At 58.6% G+C, this 16,949-nt stretch carries 15 protein-coding genes; 5 read left to right on the top strand and 10 right to left on the bottom strand.

The features are described from left to right. Positions 1-8 precede the first annotated feature (8 nt). Complete coding sequence (locus VOI22_RS09005) at positions 9-320, bottom strand: hypothetical protein (RefSeq protein WP_323796170.1); 312 nt, start codon at positions 318-320, stop codon at positions 9-11. A gap of 225 nt (positions 321-545) precedes the next feature. On the opposite strand from VOI22_RS09005, the gene phnC reads away from it, so the two are divergent. The 3 genes from phnC (at position 546) to phnE (ending at position 3,467) form a co-directional block, all read left to right on the top strand. Then, positions 546-1,406 carry a phosphonate ABC transporter ATP-binding protein gene (gene phnC / locus VOI22_RS09000; protein WP_323796169.1) on the top strand — a complete coding sequence of 287 codons (861 nt, stop codon included), beginning with the start codon at positions 546-548 and terminating at the stop codon, positions 1,404-1,406. Between the two features lie 33 nt (positions 1,407-1,439). Beyond that, the gene (gene phnD / locus VOI22_RS08995) at positions 1,440-2,456 is read left to right on the top strand and encodes a phosphonate ABC transporter substrate-binding protein (protein ID WP_323796168.1); all 1,017 of its coding nucleotides are present in this window, start codon (positions 1,440-1,442) and stop codon (positions 2,454-2,456) included. A 93-nt stretch (positions 2,457-2,549) separates the two neighbouring features. Then, entirely contained in the window at positions 2,550-3,467 is a 918-nt protein-coding gene (gene phnE, locus VOI22_RS08990; RefSeq protein ID WP_323796167.1) for a phosphonate ABC transporter, permease protein PhnE, read from the top strand. A gap of 366 nt (positions 3,468-3,833) precedes the next feature. Here phnE and VOI22_RS08985 read toward each other — a convergent pair whose 3' ends face one another. From VOI22_RS08985 to VOI22_RS08970, 4 genes are all read right to left on the bottom strand, one after another. Further along, entirely contained in the window at positions 3,834-4,382 is a 549-nt protein-coding gene (locus tag VOI22_RS08985; RefSeq protein ID WP_323796166.1) for a carboxymuconolactone decarboxylase family protein, read from the bottom strand. Between the two features lie 29 nt (positions 4,383-4,411). Then, positions 4,412-5,116 carry a glutathione S-transferase N-terminal domain-containing protein gene (locus tag VOI22_RS08980; RefSeq protein WP_323796165.1) on the bottom strand — a complete coding sequence of 235 codons (705 nt, stop codon included), beginning with the start codon at positions 5,114-5,116 and terminating at the stop codon, positions 4,412-4,414. A gap of 73 nt (positions 5,117-5,189) precedes the next feature. Next, positions 5,190-5,993 (bottom strand): phosphate/phosphite/phosphonate ABC transporter substrate-binding protein, encoded by an 804-nt coding sequence (locus VOI22_RS08975; protein ID WP_323796164.1) that lies wholly within the window; start codon positions 5,991-5,993, stop codon positions 5,190-5,192. Continuing rightward, complete coding sequence (locus VOI22_RS08970) at positions 5,993-6,853, bottom strand: helix-turn-helix transcriptional regulator (protein WP_323796163.1); 861 nt, start codon at positions 6,851-6,853, stop codon at positions 5,993-5,995. Before VOI22_RS08970 ends, VOI22_RS08975 begins: the two co-directional genes overlap by 1 nt. A 129-nt stretch (positions 6,854-6,982) precedes the next feature. On the opposite strand from VOI22_RS08970, the gene VOI22_RS08965 reads away from it, so the two are divergent. Beyond that, complete coding sequence (locus VOI22_RS08965; RefSeq protein ID WP_323796162.1) at positions 6,983-7,948, top strand: fatty acid desaturase; 966 nt, start codon at positions 6,983-6,985, stop codon at positions 7,946-7,948. A 51-nt stretch (positions 7,949-7,999) separates the two neighbouring features. Here the strand turns inward: VOI22_RS08965 and VOI22_RS08960 are convergent, their stop codons facing one another. Next, positions 8,000-9,550: a trimethylamine methyltransferase family protein gene (locus VOI22_RS08960; RefSeq protein ID WP_323796161.1), complete on the bottom strand. Its 1,551-nt coding sequence runs from the start codon at positions 9,548-9,550 to the stop codon at positions 8,000-8,002. Between the two features lie 477 nt (positions 9,551-10,027). Between VOI22_RS08960 and VOI22_RS08955 the strand changes: the two genes are divergently transcribed. Further along, complete coding sequence (locus VOI22_RS08955) at positions 10,028-10,504, top strand: helix-turn-helix domain-containing protein (protein ID WP_051284277.1); 477 nt, start codon at positions 10,028-10,030, stop codon at positions 10,502-10,504. Positions 10,505-10,606: 102 nt separating this feature from the next. On the opposite strand, the gene VOI22_RS08950 is transcribed toward VOI22_RS08955, so the two are convergent. The 4 genes from VOI22_RS08950 to VOI22_RS08935 form a co-directional block, all read right to left on the bottom strand. Next, positions 10,607-12,670, bottom strand: coding sequence for an ABC transporter ATP-binding protein (locus VOI22_RS08950; protein ID WP_323796160.1), 2,064 nt, complete (start codon positions 12,668-12,670; stop codon positions 10,607-10,609). 13 nt (positions 12,671-12,683) lie between these two features. Next, positions 12,684-13,838, bottom strand: a complete 1,155-nt coding sequence (locus VOI22_RS08945) for an ABC transporter permease (RefSeq protein ID WP_323796159.1) — start codon at positions 13,836-13,838, stop codon at positions 12,684-12,686. Between the two features lie 16 nt (positions 13,839-13,854). Further along, positions 13,855-14,790: an ABC transporter permease gene (locus VOI22_RS08940; RefSeq protein ID WP_323796158.1), complete on the bottom strand. Its 936-nt coding sequence runs from the start codon at positions 14,788-14,790 to the stop codon at positions 13,855-13,857. Between the two features lie 113 nt (positions 14,791-14,903). Beyond that, positions 14,904-16,559 (bottom strand): ABC transporter substrate-binding protein, encoded by a 1,656-nt coding sequence (locus VOI22_RS08935; RefSeq protein WP_323796157.1) that lies wholly within the window; start codon positions 16,557-16,559, stop codon positions 14,904-14,906. Between the last annotated feature and the right edge of the window lie 390 nt (positions 16,560-16,949).

The raw sequence follows: 16,949 nt of genomic DNA, 5'->3' as shown, positions 1-16,949 counted from the left end.
TTTTGGCGTTACTGGTCTGACGCAATGTTTATTTTGCGTTTTCGGAAGATCATCAATGCGACTAGGAATGGCAGCCCAAACATTCCTATCGAAAGCGTAAGCGCTTCAACCAGCTCTATAGGGCGCTCTGGAATATCGTAAACTGAATAGCTGACGACACCAGCTAAATACCCGCAAACCCCAACAACGATGGATCTAAATATCGAGCCTCGACTGGCGAGAGCACCCCTGACTATTGCGATGCCAACCAATACACCAATCAGAATCGGCACAATGTTTATCATAGTGCGTTCGAACACGAATTTAGCCAAATTTTCCATGAAATTACCCCCTAAGAGAGAGTTAATTCTACCAATATAGAACCATTAAGTCTCTTGGCTGAAATGATTCAGTTTATGGATTGTCCGGCCGTACATGACATATCAGGGACTCTTCCGCGTCTTTTTGTGGGGATTGAGTCACGATGGAGTCCTGAAATCGTCATAACTCTGCGGCATGCCGGTCAACGCTCTTGAGTAATGTCGCGGTCCTTGGGAAGGGGCCGCATGTCACATACTCAGAGCCAACCTGTTATTCAGGTCACGAACGTCTCCAAAACATTTCCGAACGGGCGCCGGGCGCTCGACGGAGTCTCGGTTGCGCTCGAAGCGGGCGAGATGGTGGCGCTGATCGGAGCCTCCGGCTCCGGTAAGTCGACACTCATCCGGCATATTGGCGGCCTGATCGTCGCCAATAAAGGCGATAACGGGGGCTCAATCGCTGTATTTGGCGATCAGGTGCAGGCCGGTGGCCGCTTGACCGGCGACGTGTCGCAGGTGCGCCGCCGCCTGGGTGTCATTTTCCAGCAATTCAATCTGGTGCCGCGTCTGACGGTGCTGACCAATGTGCTGGCAGGCCGTCTCGGCCGAATGCCGAAATGGCGCGGCGTTTTCATGCAGTTCTCCCAACTGGAAAAGCAGCGCGCCATGCAGGCACTCACGCGGGTTGGCATCGCGGCGACGGCGCGGCAGCGCGCGGCGACGCTTTCTGGCGGGCAGCAGCAGCGTGCGGCCATCGCCCGATGTCTCGTGCAGGAAACCGAAGCCATTCTCGCCGACGAGCCGATTGCCTCTCTCGATCCGGCCTCCGCCCGCCGGGTGATGGAGACGCTCTCCGATATCAACCGGACGGAAGGCACGGCCGTGCTCGTTTCGCTGCATCAGGTCGAATACGCCCGGCGCTATTGCAAGCGCACTATCGCCATGCGGGACGGCCGGGTCGTTTTCGACGGGCCGTCCCACGATCTCACCACTGCTTTTCTCCGTGAAATCTACGGCGAGGCCAGCGAAGAGCTGATCCTCCCCGATGCCGAGGATTTCGCAGAGGCACATGAAGTGGCGGAGCAGCGGCTTGCTGTGTCCGCCTGAAACCATTTTCCAGCATCAAGAGGAGCTGATCCCATGACCATCTTCACCCGCCTGACCGCCGCCGCGGTTCTGGCCACAGGCCTTGCCGCAAGCGCGGTGCCGGCCCTGGCCGACAGGGAAGACCCGAAGGAAATCAACTTCGGCATCATCGCTACGGAGAACAGCTCCGCCCAACGCGAGAAGTGGGGGCCGTTCCTGCAGGCGCTCGAAGCGGATCTCGGCATGCCGGTGAAGCCGTTCTTCGCGGCTGACTATGCGGGTGTGATCGAGGCCATGCGCTTCGACAAGGTCGATATCGCCTGGTACGGCAACAAGTCCGGCATGGTCGCTGTCGACCGCGCCGGTGCCGAGATCTTTGCACAGACGACCGAATCCAACGGCGATCAGGGTTACTGGTCGGTCATGGTCACGCACAAGGATTCTGGTCTGAGCTACGAAGACGTCATGAAGTGCGACAAGAGCCTGAATTTTGGCCTTGGCGATCCGAACTCAACCTCGGGCTTCCTGGTGCCGTCTACCTTTATCTTCGCCAAGGAAGGCGTTGATCCGAAGGAATGCTTCAAGATTGTCCGCAATGCAAACCATGAGACCAACCTGATCTCCGTCGCGACCAAGCAGGTCGATGCGGCCGTTGCGTCCTCCGGTGGCCTCTACAAGCGTCTGAAATTCGCCAAACCGGAACTGTTTGCCGAGATCAAGGAAATCTGGCGCTCCCCGCTGATCGCGTCCGATCCGATGGCCTGGCGCCCGGAACTGAACAAGGGTCTGAAAGCCAAGATCATGAGCTTTTTCATGACTTATGGCCGCCTCGGCAGCGATGCGGAAGTGACCACGGCTCGTGAAATCCTCGCCATGATCGATATGGGCCCGTTCGTGCCGTCCTCGAATGCCCAGCTCTGGCCATTCTATGAGATGGACCAAATCCGTCAGCGCATGTCCATCGAGGGCGACGACACTTTCTCCCAGTCCGAGAAGAAAGAGAAGATCGCCAAGATCGACGAGAAGATCGCGGATATCCGCCGCGCCGCCGAGGCTCGCCCTCGCAAGTAACCCAGATCCTGGTCCGGTGTTTCGCCGGGCCGATATGCGGGGGCCACATGGCCCCCGCTTCTTTTCGGGAACCAAGTCCCATGAGTGTCAGCCATGAATAATAGTGCCGCCAACGGAACCCAGCCCCGCCTGGAGGACATCGTCGTGCCCGGCCGTGGCCGCCAGGAGCAGGCGTTCGACTACCTGCTCTGGGGCACTTTCCTGATCATGCTGGTCTGGAGCTTCGTGCCGTCGGACATGAATCGTATCGGGGATGTGTTCAGCGGCGGCGGTAACATGGCGATGTTGCTGTCCGATTTTCTGGAGCCCAATTTCCGTTACTGGCGGAGTTATCTCGATCTGATGCTGGAGACCGTGCAGATGGCGGTCTGGGGGTCGTTCCTCTCGGTCGTGTTCGCGGTCCCCTTTGGTCTGATGGCATCGTCAAACCTGGCTCCGACCTGGCTCAGTTTTCCGGTGCGGCGCCTGATGGATGCGTTCAGGGCTATCAACGAGCTGGTCTTCGCACTGGTTTTTGTCGCTGCTGTCGGGCTCGGCCCGCTTGCCGGGGTGCTGGCGCTGGCCATTCATACAACGGGCACACTCGCCAAACTCTTCTCCGAGGCGGTTGAAGCCATCGATCCGCGACCGGTCGAAGGTATCCGGGCTACCGGGGCGACGAGCCTGCATGAAATTGTCTTCGGGGTGATCCCGCAGGTTCTGCCACTATGGATTTCCTTTTCGCTCTATCGGTTCGAAGCGAATGTGCGCTCGGCCACAGTGCTGGGGATCGTCGGGGCAGGAGGCATTGGCATGTCGCTGTCTGAATCCTTGCGGGGCTTCGACTATGGTTCAGGCGCCGCGATCCTGCTGATCATTCTGGCGACTGTCTCACTGTTCGATATTTTTGGTGCGCGGCTGCGCAAGGTGGTGATCGATGGTGAGGATCACGCGCAGTTCGTCGGCTATCTGGCGATGCTGACCGCGATTATCATTGGAATTGAAATCGTTCTGAGAGCCGGGCCTCTTTGACGAAAGAGCCCGCCTGCAAAGAAGACCGGGATTGAGGCGATCAGGATCAAGGAAGCGTTCCAGGAATCGGCAGCCGGGTATGGAAACCTGGAACAGGAGACTGGAGCTTAATTCGCGATTAGTTCTCGCGGATACCGCGCCCGAGAAGCACGCCACCGACAAGTGCGACCACGCACCACGTCACTATCACCATCGCAAGAGTTATCATGTGCACTCTCCTACTCACTGGTGACAATGCTATCGTGGGCCGGGAGTTAATGCAATATTAACCAGTTCTAAAATTGAAAAATAATTTACTATTAAAATAATGGCTTTTACCGTGATTGCAGGGCGCGTTGGTCATTTGCGCCCTGCAAGGCATTGGGTTTAATCGAGTTCGGCCACCTGATCGCCTTCGAGAGGAACCTCGAAAGCATTGATTGTCATGGAGATCAGAGTGTAATAGCCGAGCAACCCGACAAGATCGATGACCCGCTGCTGACCCAGTATCTCGATAGCTTCGGCATAGAGAGCGTCGCCGATCTTATGGGTTTCATGCAGCGCGCGGGAAACGTCATAGACGACCCGCTCATCCGTCTTCTTGAAGGGTGGCGTTTTCCTGTCCCGGATCGCGTCCAGTATTTCCTCCGAGATGCCTGCCTTCAGGGCGAAAGGCTTGTGCACGGACCACTCGAACTGGGCTCCCCAGAACCGGCCCGTGATCATAATGGCAAGCTCGGAAAGGCGCGGTTCGAGCGTGCTGTCGAAACGCGCGAACTGGCCGAGCTGCTGTGCCTTGTCGGCCAGGGCGGGGCTATGCAGCCAGATCTTCAGGGGACCTTCGACACGACCGCGGGGGCCGTTGACGATGGCGTCGTGGATGGTCCGCTGCGCGTCGGACATGTCCTCGGGCTTGAGGGCGGGTACGCGTGACATGGTGCTGATTTCCAGTTCTTTGTTTTGGCTCAGGCGGCGTCGGCGCAGAGCTTTTCCTTGCGGGCGGACCCATCATGGGCGTCGAGCAGCCGTTCGCGCCATGCCCAGAGAGGATCATCCTCGGCAAGCAGCTCAAACGGGCTGGATATCCGCGCCCACATGAGCGTTCCGAAGAGCGCGTAATCCGAGAAGCTCGGACCCGTGCCGCCGATATAGGGCTGTTTCTCTATCACGGCCCGTGCTGGAGCCAGGGCCTTGTGCAGATCGGGAAGCCTGTCCTCACGCCCCTTCTGTATTTCTTCCAGCGATTTTCCGAAGCGGGCCTCGCGAGATTCCTTGAAATAGGGTTGATCGCGCTCGTCGCAGGCGAGGTAGACGTCATGGACGATGCAGCCGGCAACCAACGGGTTGATGGTACGGTTTGTCCATTCGGTAATGAAAAGCGCAGCGCCGCGACCGGCCTCGCCGCCGAAAAGGCTGGGGCTGTCCGGATAGTTCTCCTCGAGATAGCAGGCGATGTCCCAGCTATCGCAAATCACGGTGTTGGCGTCTTTCAGAACCGGGACGAGTTTCTGACCGCTGAATTCCAGCTTGTCCTTTTCTCCGAAACGAACGTGTTCGACCGTTGCATCCGCCTCGAGGCCTTTGTGGGCCAGGGCCATGCGGGCACGCCATCCGAAGGGGCTGAAGCGGGCACCATTCCTGGCGGACAGATCGTAAAAGGTAATGGCCATGGTGTGTTTCCTTCACAAGCGGCGATTGTCTTTCCGGTGGCGATCTTGCCGTGCCGGGCGCGATGCAACAAGCTCAGAAGAGGGAAGGCAGTCCTCGCTCTCGCGCACGTGTTTCCATGGCGTCGATTTCTTCGTAATCGGCATCGTTCAACGGAGAGAATCCGTCGATCAGGAGCGCATCGCGGGCGGATTGTCCGGACGGGTCGGCGATCGCCCGTTCGATTCCGCGCCGGTAGGCAGCGAGCGTTTGGTCATCGATGCTGGCGGGGACTGCATAGGGCAGGCCCGGCGCATTAGGTGTCCTGGCAAGAACCTCGACCGAATCGCATTCCTGTGGGGCATGTTTCTGCAGCAGGGCCCAGGTGACGCAATCGATTGCGGCCGTGTCGGCTTCTCCCGAGGTGACCATCGAAACACTTGCCCGATGACCGCGACTGCATACGGCGTCGCCAAAAAAACCGGGCTCGATCCCACGGTCCGCAAGCAGGGCGCGGAAGGCACTCATGCCGGACTGTGAAAGGGCACCATTATAGGCCAGCCGTGCACCTTCAAGAGCCTCAATCGACGTAATCCCGGCACCGCGTTGAACGATCACCACGCTGCTGTATCGCGGCCCGTCGCAACCCTCTGCCCGGTAGCACGGCGTGCCGACGACGCGCAGCGCGTCACGATACCGCTTGCGCAGTGGATAGCCGCAGATCTGGGTAAAGAACAGGTTCGGCGCCGACCATGGTGCGCTCTCTTCCGGTGAGCGCGTACGGTGCGGCGGAATTCCGGACAGGCCTTCGGCGGCAAGTCCGCGCGCCAGTGCTTCCCACCAAGAGTTCGTCGCTTCCCGAGTTTCCGGAAAGTCGTACATGTCGAGCGTGGCGATCATCAGGCGGTGTGTTCCGGAAAGCGCGAGAGCAGGCCCTCGATATAGTCGTCCAGGTCATGGCTCTGGACGACCGCGTCGCGGATCAGCTGATCGAAATGGCGGGTCAGGGTGCGGATATGTTCGGTGGTGTTGAAGACAAAGAAGCTCTGGCCAAGGAAGAGTGAGGCGCGCAGCGGGCCGAAGATGGTCAGTGGGGCGGAATACACTCTACGTCCGTCGAACAGGTAGAGGCGCATTCTGGGATACAGCTCGTCATGCAACTGCCGCATGTACCGCAGCTGCTCGTATCGGAGCGCCGGGGCCAGATCGTGCCAGATACCGGCCCCGGCGGCGAAATCGTCCAGAGCCTGCCGCGACATACAGATCTCGATATCGGTTTCGGGGCGGCGTGTGTAGGCGAGCTGGTCCTGTGTCCGTTCCAGCGCGCTGTCCCGCTCGAACGCCTCAACGACGCCATGCTCGTAAGCCAGGATCTCCGGTGTTTTTACCTGATCGGGCAGGTTGCTCGGGACATAGCGGATCTTGTACCCGGCGGCTTCCGCATGCCATTCCGCGATGTTTCGATCCACGGCAGCCCGTGACGCTTCGGTGATGTGGATAGAGCGCTGCAGGATCTCGGCGCCGAGCTGCTCCTGCTGGGTCAGACCGAGCAGCCAGTCCAGGCTGACCTGCAGTGCCGAGGCAATCGCCGCAACGGTATCCGCGCGGGGCAGGCGTTCATTGTCGGGTGACAGCAACTGGGACAGTGTCGAGCGGTCAACGCCGACACGCCGGGCAAGGCCGGACCGGTTCACACCGGCGCGTTCCATGCTTTCCGCGAGGCGGGTCCGGAAGATTTCGACTGTGTCTCGGCGGTCCAAGGCAGTTCCCGATGGGAAAATAAGCAATGTTGTGTTTTATCTGCATATTGAGAAAATAGTCAACAAACGCTGCAAAAATAGCGCAAACACCCGTTGTTGCGGCTGTGCGGTGCAGCATAGCTTTGCGGCATGTTTGAACGTCATCCCGCACAGATTTCTCAGCAAGTCCCGGAAGTACCTGTTTCTCCTGGTAATGTTGACTCCGCTTTTACGCTGTCCATCCCGTCGGTCGAGTGGCAGACCGTCACACTCTGGAGCGTTATTCACGGCCTTTTCGCCGCGCTGACCTATTGGCATGCTGCACTGCCTATATGGCTGTTGCCCCTTCTTGGGGCGCCGGTGGTCGCCTGGCATGCGAGTTACCAGCACGAGGCAATTCACGGTCATCCGACCAGAATTGGCTGGCTCAATACCCTGCTTGCCGGGCTGCCGCTGATACTCTGGGTGCCGTTTGGCATCTATCGGGACAGCCATCTCAAGCATCACCGTAACGAATATCTGACCGATCCGATCGAGGATCCTGAATCCTTTTACGTCACGCCCGAAGCATGGAGCAGGTTCTCCGAGCCGCGGCGGATGGTCTATCGCGCCGTGAACACGCTCGCTGGACGGCTTGTGCTCGGTCCGCTCTTTGTCGCAAGCCTGTTTCTCTGGCGTGAGGCGTGGGACTTTTCGCGAGGAAAGGGGCGTCTGAAGGATTGGACCGGCCATGCCATTGGATTGGCCGTGCTTGCGGTCTGGATTGTCGGGGTCTGCGACATGCCGCTCTGGCTCTATGTAATCTGCTTTGCCTATCCGGGGACGGGGGTGTTGCTGCTTCGCTCGTTCGCCGAACATCACGCGGCGCCCGAAGCGGTGGACAGGACGGCGATTGTCGAAGCGGAAGCGCCGCTGGCGCTGCTCTTCCTGAACAACAATTTACATGTCGCGCACCATGCCAGCCCGGGCGTGCCCTGGTACGCGCTGCCGCGCTATGAAGTGCTCCGGAGACGTCTGACTGGCCGCCGCGAGGAGCGGGTCTATCGAGGATACCGGGACGTGGCGCGTCGGTGGCTGTTCCGGCCGAAAGAACACCCGGCACACCCTCATTATTGATCCAGTAAAGAACGGCGGATTTATTTGAATGCCGCCGTTTTTATTGGACCTTTATTCGATCCGGGGATCTTCCCGCCGCTTGGTCATATAAGCTTTCAGCTCTTCGTCTATCGCCGGGTCGATTGGCGGTGCCTCGAACTCTTCCAGCATGGCGCGGTAGGTCCGGTTCGCTCGCGTCAACGCATCCGGGCTGCCGGCTTCCTCCCAGCTTTCGTAATTGCGCCAGTCAGAGAGCAGCGGTTGGTAGAAAGCTGTCTCATAGCGTTCCAGCGTATGCGCGGTACCGAAGAAATGCCCGCCAGGGCCGACATCGCGGATCGCATCCAGGCCGAGGCTCGCCTCGTTGATCTCCAGCGGTTGCAGGAACGCGGCCATACCCTGGAGGAGTTCAAGGTCGGTCACGAACTTCTCGAACGAGGCGGTGAGGCCTCCTTCCATCCATCCGGCGGCATGCATCACCAGATTGGCCTGCCCGAGCACAACGGGCCAGAGCGACATCATGGATTCCCAGGCTGCTTGCGCATCGACGGCATTCGAGGCGTTGGCGTTTGTCGAGCGGTAGGGCAGTCCGTATTTTCGGGCAAGCTGGCCACCGACAAAAGCGGCCTTGGCATATTCCGGTGTCCCGAAGGCGGGAGCGCCGCTGCGCATGTCCACGTTCGAGGTGAAGCCGCCATAGATCACCGGGGCACCGGCGCGGATCATCTGGGTAAAGGCGATGACCGCGAGAGCTTCCGCATTCTGCTGGGCAAGGGCGCCGGCGATGGTCACCGGGCTCATTGCGCCTGACAGGGTGAATGGGGTGACGCAGATCGCCTGGCCATGACTGGTCATCTCCATCAGGCCCTGCAGCATTGGGATGTCGACCCGGAGAGGCGAGGAGGTGTTGATGATGGAATGCAGACCGGGCCGGTCGACAATAGTGTCGCGGGTTTCTCCGCGGGCGATGCACAGCATGTCGATTGCATCGCTCGGCCGTTGCCGCCCGAGCGAATAGGCGTGATGCACCTTGTCTGACAGAGTCAGGAAGGAATAATGGCAATCCAGATGCCGGGTCTGGGGCGGCAGGTCTACCGGTTCGACCGGATAGCCGCCAAACAGATGGATGATGTTCGCGGTCTGGCCCATGCGGACGAAGTTCTGGAAGTCGGCGTAATTGCCGTCCCGGCGCCCACCTTCGAGATCGCTGCAGAATGGGGCACTGGCGATACTGGCGAAATTGATGTTGTTGCCGCCAAAGACGAGATCCCGTTCCTGCCGGCCTCCATGAAGCGTGAATTCCGAAGGAGCCTTGGCCACATATTCAAGCACCATCCCCGGATCGAAGCGGACGCGCTCTGAGCCTTCTTCGACCTCAGCACCGTGCTGCTTCAAAATGTCGCGTGCCGTCTGGTCGAGGAAATCAATTCCGATCTCGCTCAGGATGCGGAGCGACGTGGTGTGGATGGCCTCCAGCTCATCCTCCGAGATGATACCCATCGGGGGATAGGGGGAGCGAAGCCGGTGCCATTCAGCTTGTCTGATTTTCCGATCCGTGACGGCCGAATCCGAGCGTTTTCTTGTTCGTTCGCGCTTTCTTGTACGGTTCGGAGCTTCGGTCATTGTTATTGGCGCCTCCAAAAAGACCTTTTTATTGCCTTAATGGTGCCCATTTTGAGGGGGTAACTGTCTAGCCATGCGGCGACAAAACGTTAATGCCGGTGGTCGCATTTGGAACGAGAGGTGATGGAAATCAGAATGAAGAAATGATCGTTCAGATTTCTCTTCTCTCTATTTTTGATTTCTACTTCCTGTGAAACCGCGCTATATCGGGCGTTCGTTGCGGTAACGTAAAAAAAGCAAAGATAAATTAAGAGTAATTTTCTTTATTTTTGAGTTGTAAGTGAAACTTTTAAACCTAGTTAAGAATTATAGTTAATTTTGTTTAGTGTTAATTTGGTTGTCACCAGATACTATTCTACGAATCCTTTAGTTTTTGTTGGAAATAACACCGAGGCGTTGTAGAAACCCGGCACTCTCGGTCCTATGTTTGAATATCGTGACTGAGAATCAACTTCACTCAACCGCTAGAGACTGAGAATGGCCGCAGCAAAGCAAGCACTGAATGGTAGTGATGATCCGAACTATCGCGTTACGAACAACAACGCGATTGACGTCCATGTGGGACGGCGTGTTCGGTTGCGCCGCACTCTCCTTGGCATGAGCCAGGAACAACTGGGAGAGGCGCTGAATATTACCTTTCAACAGGTCCAGAAATACGAGCGTGGCTCCAACCGCATCAGCGCATCCCGCCTGTGGGACATCGCGCAGATCCTCGACGTTCCCGTCAGCTTCTTCTTTGATGACATGACGGACGACACGGCGGCGAACTCTCCGCGCAAAGTGCGGTCTGGTTCTTCGACGACCGAGTACGAGGAAAAGCCGAACGACCCGATGGCGCGGCGTGAAACGCTGGAGCTGGTTCGTGCCTACTACAACATCACCAATGTCGGTGTGCGCAAGCGCATCACCGAAATGGTGAAGTCCGTCTCCCAGGCTCTGCCGGGCGACGCATAAACAGTTCCAAAGGCCTGGAAACAGGCCCTTGAACGAGAGAAGCGGGTGGCCATTGGCCGCCCGCTTTCTTTTTTCGGTCGCATCGCGGCTCAGCGCTCTGGCTCAGGCGAGGGCGACAACCGGCTCCATCTTGTCGAGGATGTCGTCCGCCAGGTGGCACTTGACCCGGTGACCGCCGGCCAGCGTTCGCGTTGCCGGGAGCTCCGTCTCGCACTTGTTCCCGGGGACCTCACTCTTGTGGTGGCACCGGGTCTGGAACGGGCATCCGGACGGCGGGTTCATGGCCGACGGGATGTCCCCGTCCAGCACGATATGCTTCTTCACCACCTTCGTGTCCGCGATCGGGATCGCCGAAAGCAGGGCCTCGGTATAGGGATGATAGGGCGGGGAGAAGACTTCTTCGGTCGTGCCCTGTTCCACGATATGGCCGAGATACATCACGACCACCCGGTCAGCGATATAGCGCACGACGGAAAGGTCATGGCTGATGAACAGCATTGTTGTGCGCGAAGCCCGCTGAATGTCCATCAGCAGCTCCGTCACGGCCGCCTGAACGGAAACGTCGAGGGCGGATACAGGCTCGTCCGCTACCACGACTTTCGGCGCCCCGGCAAAGGCGCGGGCCACGCCGATCCGTTGTTTCTGGCCGCCGGAAAGCTGTCGCGGCATACGCTTGGCGAATTCACGGGGCAGCTTGACGAGATCGAGCAGCTCCAGCATCCGGTCTTCGCGCTCTTTCGGGGTGCTGCCGATGCCGAAGCGTTCAAGCGTGCGGACGATCTGGGAGCCGACCGTGTGGCTCGGGTTCAGGGTATCGAACGGGTTCTGGAACACCATCTGGATGGAGCTGATGGTGCCGGTGTCCCGGTCGCCGATATCGGTGCCGCCGATATCGGTGTTGCCGAGGGTAACGGTGCCTTCCGTCGCGGTCTCAAGGCCGAGCAGGATCTTGGCGAGTGTTGATTTTCCACAACCGGACTCGCCAACGATTGCGACGGTTTCCGCCTCGCGGGCCGAGAAGGTGATTTCCTCGTTGGCTTTCACGACGCGGGTCTCGCCGCCGCCGAACATCTGGTTCGCGGCAACCTCGTAATACTTCTTCAGGCCATCGACCGAGAGGATGGTCTCTCCCGGAACCGTTGCCTCGACGACGCCCTCGTGTTTAAGCGGCGCGTCCCAATCGATTTCCGACACCCGCTCGCAGCGCGTGAAGTGGGATTCAGCCATGCCGGTATCGTGCATCCGGATCTCGCCGACATCGCATTTTCCGGCTTCGAAAAAGGAACAGCGTGGTCCGAAATTACAGCCGTTCGGCCGCTCGTGCGGCAGTGGCAATTGACCGGGAATGGCGACCAGGGGATGAGAGTATTTGTCCGCGCCCGGCAGCGGGATCGATCGGAATAGGCCCTGGGTGTAGGGATGCCGCATCCGGTCAAAGACATCTTTCACGGACCCGGTCTCAACTGCCTCACCGGAATACATCACCGTGATCCGGTCGCAGGTCTCGAGAATCAGGCCAAGATTGTGGGAGATGAACAGCATCGATGTGCCGAAACGGCTCCCGAGTTCTTTCACCAGATCGACGATACCCGCTTCGACCGTCACGTCGAGGGCTGTCGTCGGCTCATCCATGAGCAGCAGGGCCGGTTTCGACAGAAGCGCCATGGCGATGACGATGCGCTGTTGCTGGCCTCCGGAAAGCTGATGTGGATAGGAATCCATCATCCGCTCCGGATCGGGCAACCGCACCAGTTCCATCATCTCCAGAGCCCGGTCATAGGCCTCGTCCACTGAGGCGTTCTCATGCAGGATAGGCACTTCCATGAGCTGCTTGCCGACCCGCATGGCGGGGTTCAGGCTGGCCATCGGTTCCTGATAGACCATGGCAATCTCGGAGCCGCGGATTTTCCGCAGCTCTTTCTCACTCATGGTGGTCAGCTCGCGCCCCTTGAACTTGATCGACCCGGCGGTGATCTTTCCCCGGTTGGAGAGGTCCCGCATGACGCCGAGGGCGACTGTGGACTTACCGCAACCGGATTCACCGACCAGGCCCATGGCTTCACCCGGCATAACCTTGCAGGAGAAGTCCATCACGGCCGGGATTTCGCCGGCGCGAACGAAGAAGGAGATCGAAAGGTTCGTAATCTCGAGGATCGGTTCTGTCATTGTCGTGCCTCCCTCAATCTTTCAGTGACTGCTCGCGCAGTCCGTCGGCCAGCAGGTTCAGTCCGAGGACGAAAATTGCGAGGGCCAGGGTTGGAGGCAGGGCGATGGTGGGAACGATCCGGATAAAGGCCCGGGTCTGGTTGATCATCGATCCCCAGTCAGGGCTTTCGGGCGCAAGGCCGAGGCCGAAGAAGCCGAGGGTGCCGAGCAGGATCGTCGTGTAGCCGATCCGCAGGCAGGCATCGACGATCAGCGGGCCGCGAGCATTAGGCAGAATCTCCCAGAGCATGATGTACCAGGCGTTCTCTCCCCGTGTCTGGGCGGCGGCGACATAGTCACGTGTCTTGATGTCCATGGTGATGCCGCGGACGATACGGAACACTGTCGGCGCATTCACGAAGACGACCGAGGCGAAGATGTTCAGCTCGTTCGGCTCAAGAGTGATGATGCTCAGAGGGTCGGCATTGAAGACCAGTCCGGAATAGAGCCAGCCGCCGATCAGAAGCACGCAGATGAGCTGGACCGTCAGCAATCCGGGGCGGGTAGCGTATCGGCTGTAGAACAGCACACTGAAGAATATGATCGGGAAGATGAAGAAGAACCCGGCCATGGCCACAGGAATGGGGGTTTCCCGGATGCCCGGTGTGACAAGCAGGTAGAACAGCAGAATCACCGGGAAAGCCAGCACCAGATTGGCGAGGAACGACATGATCGCATCGATCTTGCCGCCGTAATAGCCAGCCGGGAGGCCGATGGTAATACCGACGATGAAGGCGAACAACGTTGCCGCCGGCGCGATGATGAGCACAAAACGGGAGCCATGCACCATCCGGCTGAACAGGTCCCGCCCGAGATTGTCTGCCCCGAAGAGCAGGGCCTTGCCCGTTTCAGCGTCGATCACCCCGGGCGCCTTGCGTTTCAGCATGGCGAACTGCTGCAACGGATCGAAGACCGCGACCCAGTTGGCGAAAATAGCCGTCATGACCCAGAACAGTACGATCACAAGCCCGACCATGCCGATGGTGCTGCCGAACAGGCGACCGTAGAGGTTGAGGCTGTGGCGGAAGTAGTAGCTGACGGAAAGGATGACCGCGAGAGACAGCCAGACCGGCCAGAACTGGCTGATCACTGTTCCCCAGATTTCGAAGAATCCGATATATTCCAGCATTGCCTTATCTCCCCCCTCAATTCACGCGAATGCGCGGGTTGAGATAGGCGTACCCGATATCTGAAATAAGCTGCGTGAGCAGCACGACGACGACCGACACCAATGAGCAGCTAAGCAGCAGATCAATGTCGTTATTGTCTGCAGCTTCCACGAGGGTCCAGCCGAAGCCTTTGTAGTTGAAGAGTTTTTCAACGATGACAACACCGGTCAGGAGCCAGGGAAACTGGAGCATGATAACGGTGAAGGGGGCAATCAGCGCATTCCGGAGCGCGTGGCGCAGCACCTGGGCGCGGAATGACAATCCCTTGAGACGCGCCGTGCGAATATATTGCGCCGTCATGACTTCTGCCATCGACGCGCGGGTCATGCGGGCGATATATCCGGTGCCGTAGATCGCCATGGTCATGACGGGCAGCGCGAAATTGTTGAAGTCGATGCCGCCGGCTTTCGAGACGCCTTTCAGGACGCCGAGCCAGGAGGCGAACAGAACCGTAAAGAGGATGCCCGAGACATATTCGGGCGTCGCCGTCGAGGCGATGGCCACGACCGAGAGGCTCCGGTCTGTTTTCGATCCCTCTCTCATCCCTGCCAGCACACCGATGACGAGGGCGGATGGCACCATGGTGATCATGACCCAGAACATCAGGGTTCCGGTATATCCGATACGGGGAGCGAGAACCTCTGCGACCGGTTTGCGGAAGCGGGTGGAGTGGCCGAAATCGCCTGTTGCCGCGTTACCAATCCATACGGCATAGCGCTCCAGGATAGGCCGTCTGTAGCCTTCCTTCAGCAGCCAGCTTTCGACGGCTTCCTCGGTCATGCGGTTGTTGTTCTGTTCAAGCGCGAGCTTCTTCAGGTTGGGCTCGAGATTGACCAGATAGAAAACCACGAACGTCAGGCAGATCATGGTCGCGACCATGACCCCCAGTCGTCTCAGGATGAATAGCAGCATATTGCCCCCGTGTGCCCCGTTCCGGGCGGGCCTTGTTTGCCCTTATTCTTCTCCCTTTTCGGGAGTTAAAAGCCCGCCCCGGTCCAGGCCGGGGCGGGCTCGTTAATGTCGGATCAGGCTTCGTCGAGCCAGACTTTTTCGAAATGCATCTCGAAGGTCGGGTGCATCGCATCGCCCTGAACGGACTCGGCCATGTGCTTGTAGAGCGCCCGCCAGTAAGGCTGGATGATAATGCCCGCATCCTGGAGCGTTTTTTCCAGCTTCTCCATCACCGCACGCCGCTTGTCGGCGTCGGCAATGGACAGGGCTTCTTCGAGTGTTTTGTCGAACTCCGGATCGGACCAGCCGGCTTCGTTCCAGGCTTCGCCCGAGCGATAGGCCAGCGCCAGAACCTGCACGCCGAGCGGGCGCATGTTCCAGTTGGTCGTCGAGAACGGATATTTCGTCCAGTTGTTCCAGAACGAGGATGACGGAATGATCGTCCGCTTGATCTTGATGCCGGCATCGCGGATCTGGGCGGCGATGGCGTCGGTGGTGTTCTTCCGCCAGTCATCGTCGATGGAGATCAGCTCATGCTCGAAATCGGACTGACCGGCATCTGCCAGAAGCTTTTTCGCTGCTTCCGGATCCCGCTTGATCATCGGCAGCTTGAAGTATTCCGGATGCATCGGTCCGACATGGTGGTTTTCGGCCACGCTGCCGGCTCCGCCATACCCGATCTGCAGGACGATGGAATTATCGACGGCAAGCTGAAGAGCCTGACGAACGCGAACGTCGTCATAAGGCTTGTTGGAGACGTTCATGCGGGCAACGATGGTCGCCGCGGTGATCGCTTCCGACTTCTTCAGGTCCAGGCTGTCGAGAATTTCGACGAAATCCGCCGTGGTCTGGTAGTTGACGTGGACGTCGCCTGCTTCGAAGGCTGCGACCTCGGCCGCCGGATCGGTGCCGTAATCGGTCCATTCGATGGCGTCGAGATAGGCCTCGCCACCCCACCATTTGCCATCCTTGCGCCGCACGCAGCGGGCAGAGACACCAACTTCGAGCGAGTCCAGCTCAAACGGGCCTGTGCCGACCGGAGCCTTGGACAGATCTGCACCGTTCTTGTCGAAGTCGCGATGCACGATCAGCGCCGGATAGTCAGTCATGCCCGGGATAATGCTGATGTCAGGCTTCGGCAGGGTGAGTTTGACTGTGTGGCTGTCGACCTTGGTCACAGCCCCGTCGAGTACCTTGTTTGTCTTCGGGTCGATGAGCGTTGCCATGCGGCCGGCCATCGAGTTGCCTTCGACGTCCTTTTCGCACCAGCGGGTGATGTTATAGACGACGTCATCCGCATCGAATGCATCGCCATTGTTCCAGGTAACGCCCTTGCGGACCTTCAGGACATATTCGGTCGCGGTTTCGTTGACTTCCCAACCTTCAAGCAGCGCGGGCTCGAAAGTGTAAGCCGATGTGTAGCTTACCAGGTTCTCACAAACCTGCCGCGCGACGTTGCCCATCTCCGACCAGTCGAAGATCCGGGGATCAACCACACGGCGAACAGACATGGAAACCTTCAGCGTGCCGCCCTTCTTGCCAGCGGCCTGCGCTGTGCTGGGTGCCGCCATGCCGAGCAGGCCGTAAGCGGTTGCCGTTGTCGCGCCGAACGCACTGGCAAGCGCGAGGAATTCGCGCCGGTCCATCTTGCCTTTTTTCGTGTCGGTCGCCCAGCTGCTGACCATATGGTGCAGCGGCCGTCCAGAACGGTCTTTGAATTCCCTGTTCATTTTTGTCTCCCAGTTTTGTAATGGTGCGCCGGAGCACGCGTGGCGCAGATCTTAATGCTCTCAAGGCGACAGACAAAGTGTCGTTTGTGGAACATTTGATGGCCAGTAGTGCTAAATAACGCTGCAGCAGGCGTTCAAGGTTATCGGAACATTCCTGCCGGTATTTCGCCTCCTGTTCAGATCCATTGAAATCGAACGTGTGAGCGAGCTTTGTTCATTTCTATATTATTCTCACTGTTCGACTGCGAACGCAGATTCAACACTGTTAGCACGGCATGCATTCATGTTCGAATGACCGCAAAGACGCTGCGTTTCGTTATTTAATAGTCATCATGAGCAACGGGTAATGCCGATGTCAAAGAATTTATCTATTAGCGACATCGAGTGTGC

Origin of the sequence: Nisaea sp. (genome assembly GCF_034670185.1) — a bacterium.
GTDB lineage: Bacteria > Pseudomonadota > Alphaproteobacteria > Thalassobaculales > Thalassobaculaceae > Nisaea.
The sequence above is the reverse complement of the archived record's forward strand: the minus strand, read 5'-3'. Positions and strand labels throughout refer to the sequence as shown.

Coding starts and splice junctions, on each gene's coding strand:
- VOI22_RS09005 (WP_323796170.1), bottom strand. CDS start 320: ATGGAAAATTTGGCTAAATTCGTGTTCGAACGCACTATGATAAACATT.
- phnC (WP_323796169.1), top strand. CDS start 546: ATGTCACATACTCAGAGCCAACCTGTTATTCAGGTCACGAACGTCTCC.
- phnD (WP_323796168.1), top strand. CDS start 1,440: ATGACCATCTTCACCCGCCTGACCGCCGCCGCGGTTCTGGCCACAGGC.
- phnE (WP_323796167.1), top strand. CDS start 2,550: ATGAATAATAGTGCCGCCAACGGAACCCAGCCCCGCCTGGAGGACATC.
- VOI22_RS08985 (WP_323796166.1), bottom strand. CDS start 4,382: ATGTCACGCGTACCCGCCCTCAAGCCCGAGGACATGTCCGACGCGCAG.
- VOI22_RS08980 (WP_323796165.1), bottom strand. CDS start 5,116: ATGGCCATTACCTTTTACGATCTGTCCGCCAGGAATGGTGCCCGCTTC.
- VOI22_RS08975 (WP_323796164.1), bottom strand. CDS start 5,993: ATGATCGCCACGCTCGACATGTACGACTTTCCGGAAACTCGGGAAGCG.
- VOI22_RS08965 (WP_323796162.1), top strand. CDS start 6,983: ATGTTTGAACGTCATCCCGCACAGATTTCTCAGCAAGTCCCGGAAGTA.
- VOI22_RS08960 (WP_323796161.1), bottom strand. CDS start 9,550: ATGACCGAAGCTCCGAACCGTACAAGAAAGCGCGAACGAACAAGAAAA.
- VOI22_RS08955 (WP_051284277.1), top strand. CDS start 10,028: ATGGCCGCAGCAAAGCAAGCACTGAATGGTAGTGATGATCCGAACTAT.
- VOI22_RS08950 (WP_323796160.1), bottom strand. CDS start 12,670: ATGACAGAACCGATCCTCGAGATTACGAACCTTTCGATCTCCTTCTTC.
- VOI22_RS08945 (WP_323796159.1), bottom strand. CDS start 13,838: ATGCTGGAATATATCGGATTCTTCGAAATCTGGGGAACAGTGATCAGC.
- VOI22_RS08940 (WP_323796158.1), bottom strand. CDS start 14,790: ATGCTGCTATTCATCCTGAGACGACTGGGGGTCATGGTCGCGACCATG.
- VOI22_RS08935 (WP_323796157.1), bottom strand. CDS start 16,559: ATGAACAGGGAATTCAAAGACCGTTCTGGACGGCCGCTGCACCATATG.